Source organism: Methylobacterium sp. B1 (assembly GCF_000333255.1).
GTDB classification, from domain to species: Bacteria; Pseudomonadota; Alphaproteobacteria; order Rhizobiales; family Beijerinckiaceae; genus Methylobacterium; species Methylobacterium fujisawaense.
In genome coordinates this window covers 1-5918 of the sequence record NZ_BACT01000574.1, presented here as the reverse complement: position 1 = coordinate 5918, position 5918 = coordinate 1, and the positions used below count along the sequence as shown (strand labels likewise).

The 5918-nt window shown below is 73.0% G+C and carries 7 protein-coding genes and 1 pseudogene; 4 read left to right on the top strand and 4 right to left on the bottom strand.

Annotation, left to right across the window (positions count from 1 at the left end):
* Nucleotides 1-410: pseudogene (locus I53_RS16850) on the top strand (alcohol dehydrogenase); the annotation flags it as partial.
* 117 nt (nt 411-527) lie between these two features.
* On the opposite strand, the gene I53_RS16845 reads toward I53_RS16850, so the two are convergent.
* Nucleotides 528-1523 (bottom strand): ABC transporter ATP-binding protein, encoded by a 996-nt coding sequence (locus I53_RS16845; protein WP_043352660.1) that lies wholly within the window; start codon nt 1521-1523, stop codon nt 528-530.
* 212 nt (nt 1524-1735) lie between these two features.
* Between I53_RS16845 and I53_RS16840 the strand changes: the two genes are divergently transcribed.
* Genes I53_RS16840 through I53_RS16830 form a run of 3 tightly spaced genes read left to right on the top strand, consistent with a single transcriptional unit; the run spans nt 1736 to nt 3756 of the window.
* Nucleotides 1736-2551 (top strand): universal stress protein, encoded by an 816-nt coding sequence (locus tag I53_RS16840; RefSeq protein ID WP_043352663.1) that lies wholly within the window; start codon nt 1736-1738, stop codon nt 2549-2551.
* A complete protein-coding gene (locus I53_RS16835) occupies nt 2551-2883 on the top strand; it encodes a cytochrome c (RefSeq protein ID WP_043352658.1) in 333 nt (110 codons plus the stop codon). Before I53_RS16840 ends, I53_RS16835 begins: the two co-directional genes overlap by 1 nt.
* A 12-nt stretch (nt 2884-2895) precedes the next feature.
* A complete protein-coding gene (locus I53_RS16830; RefSeq protein WP_043352656.1) occupies nt 2896-3756 on the top strand; it encodes a universal stress protein in 861 nt (286 codons plus the stop codon).
* Between the two features lie 321 nt (nt 3757-4077).
* On the opposite strand, the gene I53_RS16825 is transcribed toward I53_RS16830, so the two are convergent.
* The 3 genes from I53_RS16825 to I53_RS16815 form a co-directional block, all read right to left on the bottom strand.
* A complete protein-coding gene (locus I53_RS16825; protein WP_043352661.1) occupies nt 4078-4524 on the bottom strand; it encodes a host attachment protein in 447 nt (148 codons plus the stop codon).
* Nucleotides 4525-4541: 17 nt separating this feature from the next.
* Entirely contained in the window at nt 4542-5348 is an 807-nt protein-coding gene (locus I53_RS16820) for a universal stress protein (RefSeq protein WP_043352654.1), read from the bottom strand.
* Nucleotides 5349-5447: 99 nt separating this feature from the next.
* Nucleotides 5448-5918 (bottom strand): BON domain-containing protein (locus I53_RS16815; RefSeq protein ID WP_043352651.1); only part of this gene is annotated, 471 nt, incomplete at its 5' end.

Genomic DNA, 5918 nt, shown 5'->3' with positions numbered 1-5918 from the left:
CCGCCCGGGCGACCGGGACGCCCAGGATTTCGCGCGCACGTTGGGGGCCGCGTGGGCCGGCGGGTCGGACGAGGCGCCGCCCGAGCCGATGGACGCGGCCCTGATCTTCGCCCCGGACGGGAACCTCGTCCCGCGGGGCCCTCGGCGCCCTGCGCAAGGGGGGGCGCGTGGTCTGCGGCGGCATCCACATGAGCGACATCCCGGCCTTCCCCTACGACCGGCTCTGGGGCGAGCGCTCGGTGCATTCGGTGGCGAACCTCACGCGCGAGGACGCCCGCACCTTCTTCGCCGTCGTGCCGCAGGCCGGCCTCGTCACGCACACCCGCACCTACGCGCTGACCCGCGCCAACGAGGCCGTGGCGGATCACCGGTCCGGCGCCCTCCGGGGCGCGGCGGTCCTCGTGCCCTGATCCCACGTCCCGGGCGTGAGGCTTTCCGGGAGGGCCACCGGGTCGAGGCGGTTTCGGGCGATCGGCGGGCGCGATCTGGCCCGGCCGGGCGTCGGGGCCCCCGGCCGGAGCGCCGCCTCAGGCGCCCTGCCGCGGGAGCGTGTCGAGGGCCTGCCGGAGCAGGGCGTACTTTGCCAGCGTGACGCGCCACTCCCGGAACCAGTCGATCAGGCCGCCCCACGGATCGTTGAGCTGCCTCAGGCCCGCGACGAAGGCCACGACGGTCCCGAGATCCGTCTCGCCGTTCACCACGAGGTAGCCGCCCAGCCCCAGGGTCAGCGCCACCCCGGCATGGTGCATCAGGTTCATGAGGAAGTTCATCGAGAACTTCAGCTTGAAGATGCCCATGTTGAGCCGGAACACCCGCTCGATGCGCGCGTCCTGAAGTCCCGTGGCCTCGTGTCGGTGCCGGCCGATGATGCCGCCGCTGATGCGGCGCAAGGCGCCCGTCCGCGCGACCACGCGGCGGTTGATCGCCTGCTGCATCAGCGGCACGAAGACCATCTGCGGTACGAACACCGCCAGCGCCAGGGCCGCCATCAGCGGGTTGAGGTACAGCATGTACCCGAACGTCCCCAGCACGATGCCGCCCTCCAGGACCGGTTCCGAAACGCTCACGCCGACGAAGGCGCCGACCGGCTCCGCCTCCGCCAGGACGAGGGAGACCTCCACGCCCTCGACCGCCGCACGGTCGCCCGGGGCGAGGGTGCCGAGGTCCTGCAGCAGCGTCCTGCGGAGCCGGCGGACCGCGCTCTCGCTGACGTAGCTGCGGTATATGTTGAGCGCGAGCTTGAGGGCCCCCATCGCCGTGGCCGCCGCGATGTACAGGGCCGCGAGCAGGAGGATGGTTCGGGCGCTCCCGCCGGGAAGGGCCGCGTTGACGACCCGCCGCTGCAGCTCGAGGGGCGCCAGATCCGCCACGAAGAGGGCCGTCGCCATCGCCACCAGGGCCAGCTGATGGGCGCCGCTCGCGCTCGCGATGAAGGCCGGGAGGGTCCGCGGCGTCGCCAGCCCATCGCGGGAGGGCCCGAAACCGGGCAGGCCTGAAGCCAGGATCGCGGAAGCGGACGGCATGAGACCTCCATCCGCAACCTCATGTCCCCATCCGGCGGGACCGGGCATTGCGATCGGTCAATCGTCCCGGACATCGCGCCCACCGCGCGGCGGGACACGCGCCCTCGCGGCTTGCGGCGGCCCCGGTGCGGTTGAGCTGGATCAAGGCCCCGGCCACCCGCACGGGCAAGAGTCGCCGGGCCGGGCGGACGGGCCCGCGCCGGGAGGTGATCATGCGGATCTCCAACATCTTGGTCTCGGTCGACCGCGGGGCCACGGCCGTCGACCGCGTCCGGCTCGCCGCCGACATCGCCTGGCGCTTCGACACCACCCTGATCGGCGTCGCCGCGCGGCAGCTCGTCACCATGATCCCGGTCGAGAGCGCCGACGCGTCGCAGCGCATCTTCGAGATCGAGGAGACGCGGGCGAAGGACGAGCTGGCCGAAGGGCGGGCGCTGTTCGAGCGCGAGGCCGGCGAGCGGGTCAGGACCGCGTGGCGGGAGGCGCTGGCCGAGCCCCTGGCCTTCCTGGTGGAACAGGCCCGCGCCGCCGGCCTCGTGGTGGTGAGCCGTCAGGGGCCGGCCGACGGCGATCCCGGGCCGATGGGTGTCGCCGCGGGCGGCCTGCTGATGGAGGCGGGGCGTCCCGTCCTCATCGTGCCGCCCGGCCTCCATCGGCTCTCGGCCAAGCGGATCGTCGTGGCCTGGAAGGACACCCGCGAGGCGCGCAGGGCCGTCCACGACGCCCTGCCGTTCCTGGTGCGGGCCGACCAGGTCCATGTCGCGGTCGCGGGTCCGGAGGCGCGCCGCGAAGGCGCCACGGACGTCGCCGCGTACCTGTCGGGGCACGGCATCCGCGTCGCCACGCACCTGCTGCACAAGCCCGAGATCAGCGTCGCGGACGAGATCCTCCGCTTCGCCCGGCGGGAGGAGGCGGATCTGATCGTCATGGGCGCCTACGGCCATTCCCGGCTGCGCGAGTGGGTCTTCGGAGGCGCGACCCGCGAGATGCTGGAGACCACCACCGTTTGCTGCCTGATGAGCCACTGATGCGCACGACCCGCCTCCTTCTCGCCGGCGTCCTGGCTGCCATACCCCCTCTGCCCGCCGTGTCGGCGCCGGCCTGGAACCTGCAGATCCGGCAAGGCGAGACCCTCGCGCGGACCAACTGCGCCCGGTGCCACGCCATCGGGCGGGCCGGGGAAAGTCCGCTGCGGGCCGCGCCCCCCTTCCGCGATCTCCACACGCGCTACCCCGTCGAGGATCTCGGCGAGGCGCTCACCGAGGGGATCCGCACGGGCCACCCGACCATGCCCGAGTTCCGGTTCGATCCGGACCAGGCGCAAGACCTGATCGCCTACCTGAAATCGCTGGAACGCTGAGGGAGAGCCTCGATGTACCTCCGCTGCCTCCTCGTCCCGACCGGCCCGGGGATCGACGCGACGCGTCGGCTGGACGCGGCCCTGCGCCTCGGGCGGCGCCTGCACGCGCATATCGGCGTCGCCTTCATGGCGCCCGGCCCGGAGCACGTGCTGGCCGCCATGGCGAGCCTCGTGCCGATGGACGGCACGACCATCGAGGCCATCCAGCAGAGCGTCCGGGAATCGGCGGCCGAGGGCAAGGCGGCCTTCGAGGCGTGGTGCGGACGCGCGGGCGTGCCGGTGATCGCGAAGGCCGAGCGCCTGGACGCCACCTTCGCCACGTGGACCGAACTCTCCGGAGAGGTCGAGCCGCTCCTGACGCTGACCGGGCGGGTCAACGACCTCGTCATCGTCGACCGCCCGGATCCGGACGAGCCGTTCACGGGCCGCGCCCTCGACACCGCCCTGTTCGCCGTCGGCCGGCCGACCCTGGTCGTCGGCGAACACATCCCCCACGACCTGCTGGACCACGTCGTGATCGCCTGGAACGGCAGCCTGGAGGCGACGCGGCTGATCGGCCAGTCCATCACGCTGCTGCACGAGGCCGCGCGCGTCACGGTCGTCCACGCGCAGACCGAGCGCTTCGCGGAGGTGCGGGCAGCGGATCTGTGCGCCTATCTGCGCTGGCACGGCATCGTGGCGGAGGCCGTCAGTCTGCCGGTCGAGGACGGGACCCCGGTCGGCGCGGCGATCCTGGCGGAGGCGGGACGGCGCAACGCCTCCCTGCTGGCCATGGGCGCCTACACGCACAGCCGCGTGCGCGAGTTCCTGCTCGGCGGCGTCACCCGCCATGTCATCGAACACGCCGGCATTCCGGTGCTCATGGCCCACTGAGTGCGGGCCTGGGCAGAGGGCTCGGGTTCGGCCGGGCGCCCGGTCGCGATGCGGTTCCACCGCCGCAGCCGGGTCCGGGGGGCGCCGGTTGCGCCTCTGCGTCCGGATCCGGCCGGAGAGCGCAATTGTAGCCGGTATCGACGGCGCGCCAGAACAAGTCCCGGAACGCCGCCCCGTGGCGCGAGAGGATGGCGTCGATCATGGACCCGGGCCGCGGCGGCGTCCGCCGCGCTCCAGTCCCCCGGGCATGGGGCCGGCGGCGTCCCGGCCTCGTCGGCCCCTGCCGCGTCGACTTCTGGCGCGTCGGCTTCTGGCGCGGGGTCAGGCATTGGCGAGGCAGCGCTCGATCTCCTCGACCGGGTGCTTGGTCAGATCCTTGTCGACCTCCGCCACGACGACCCGCCGCAGGCGCTCGGGCAACGCGCGCCGCATCTCGGCGAGGGTCTTCGGCGGGGCGACGACGATCAGGGCCGTGACCGGATCGAAGGCGTCCAGCGCGTGGGCGACCGCTTTCGCGAAGCGTCGCTCGGCGAGATCATGCCAGTCCGTCTGCGCGATGGCGCTGCGCTGGTCTCCGAGCCTGACCCGCGGCGGCCTGTCGGTGCCCTGCGCGTGGGTCGGCGGGTTCGGGGGCGCCTCGAACGCGAGCTGGACCTGGAGGTCCGGCTTCGGGTGGACGCTCACGTTGCGGAGCACCAGGGCCTTGCGGCCGTCGCAGACGACGACGTAGCCGCCGTGCGGGATCATGCGGGTGCGTGTATCGGACATGCCGCCCATCCCTGCTCTCAGTGGCTCATCAGGCAGCAGACCGGGGCGCCGGCCAGCAGTTCGCGGGTGACGCCGCCGACGACCCACTCGCGCAGACGCCCGTGCCCGTAGGCGCCCGTGACGATCAGGTCCGCCCCATGCTCTGCCGCCGCCTCGACGAGCGCCAGGGACACCAACTCGCCCTGGGCATCGCGCCGGACGCGGATGGCGGAGACGTCATGGGCCTGAAGGAGGCGGAGGGTATCCTGCCCCTCGGAGCTGGCTCCGTCGTCGACGGAGACGACGAGCACCTCCGAGGCGCGCTTCAGGAAGGGCAGCGCGTCCCAGACCGCCCGGCGCGCCTCGCGCGTGTTCTTCCAGCCGATCACCACGCGCTTCGCGTCGAGATGGTCCAGATCCGGCGGCACCACCAGCACCGGACGGCCGAGCTGCATGACCGCATCGGCCGGATCCACCGCGAACAGGGGGGGCCCGGGGACTCCGCGGCCGACCACCACGAGGTCGGCGGCCGCGGACTGTGCCGCCAGGAACGCCACCGGGACATCGAGGTTGGAGCGCCACTCGAGGCGGTTGCGGCCGCCGGCCGCCGCCGCGAAGGCCTCGTGGGCGACCCGGAGGTCGTTCAGGACGGTCTCGCCGGAATCGGCCAGCGCGTAGGCGCTCGCCGGCGTCGGGCCCACCGGCGGGACGACATAGGCCGGCTGCTCCGCGGCGACGCCGATCAGGCGGGCGTTGAAGTCGTCGGCGAGGCGGCCTGCCAGGCGCACGCGGTTTCGCGCGCCATCCGTCAGGTCCATGGCGACCATGATGCTCGCATAGGTCATGGAACGTCTCCGGCTCGAAGGACGGCGGCGGGATGACGGCGGGATGACGGCGGCCCCGGCCGGCGCCTCCCGTCGGTTCGGGCCTCAGCCCCGCGTCGGTCAGCCCAGCGTCAGGTGGTCCTCGACGGCGCGCACGCCCGGCGCCGACCACGCCGCGTTCTCGGCGAGCCGGCGCTCGTGCCACGCGTTCACCTTGCCCTCCAGGACGACCTTCGCGTCCTTGACGGTGACCTTGATGGCGTCCGCCTCGAGTTCGGCGTTGCGCTTCAGCGCCGCCAGGATCTTCGCACGCACATCGGGCACGCTCGCCTTCGGCGCCACCTCGATGGTGTTGAGGATGCCGGCCACGCCCGCGAGGCGCTTGATCGACCGGTAGGCTTCTTCCTTCTGATACTGCCAGTCGACCCGGCCGGTCAGCGTCACCCAGCCGTTCTGAACTTTCACCTGCACCGCACCCTTCGGCACGGTCGCGGACCAGTCGAGCATCTGCACGGCGCGCTGGGCGAGGTCCTCGTCGCGCGGCGGCGTCTCGCCGCCGAAGCGGACCTTGATCTCCTCGACGACGCCGCG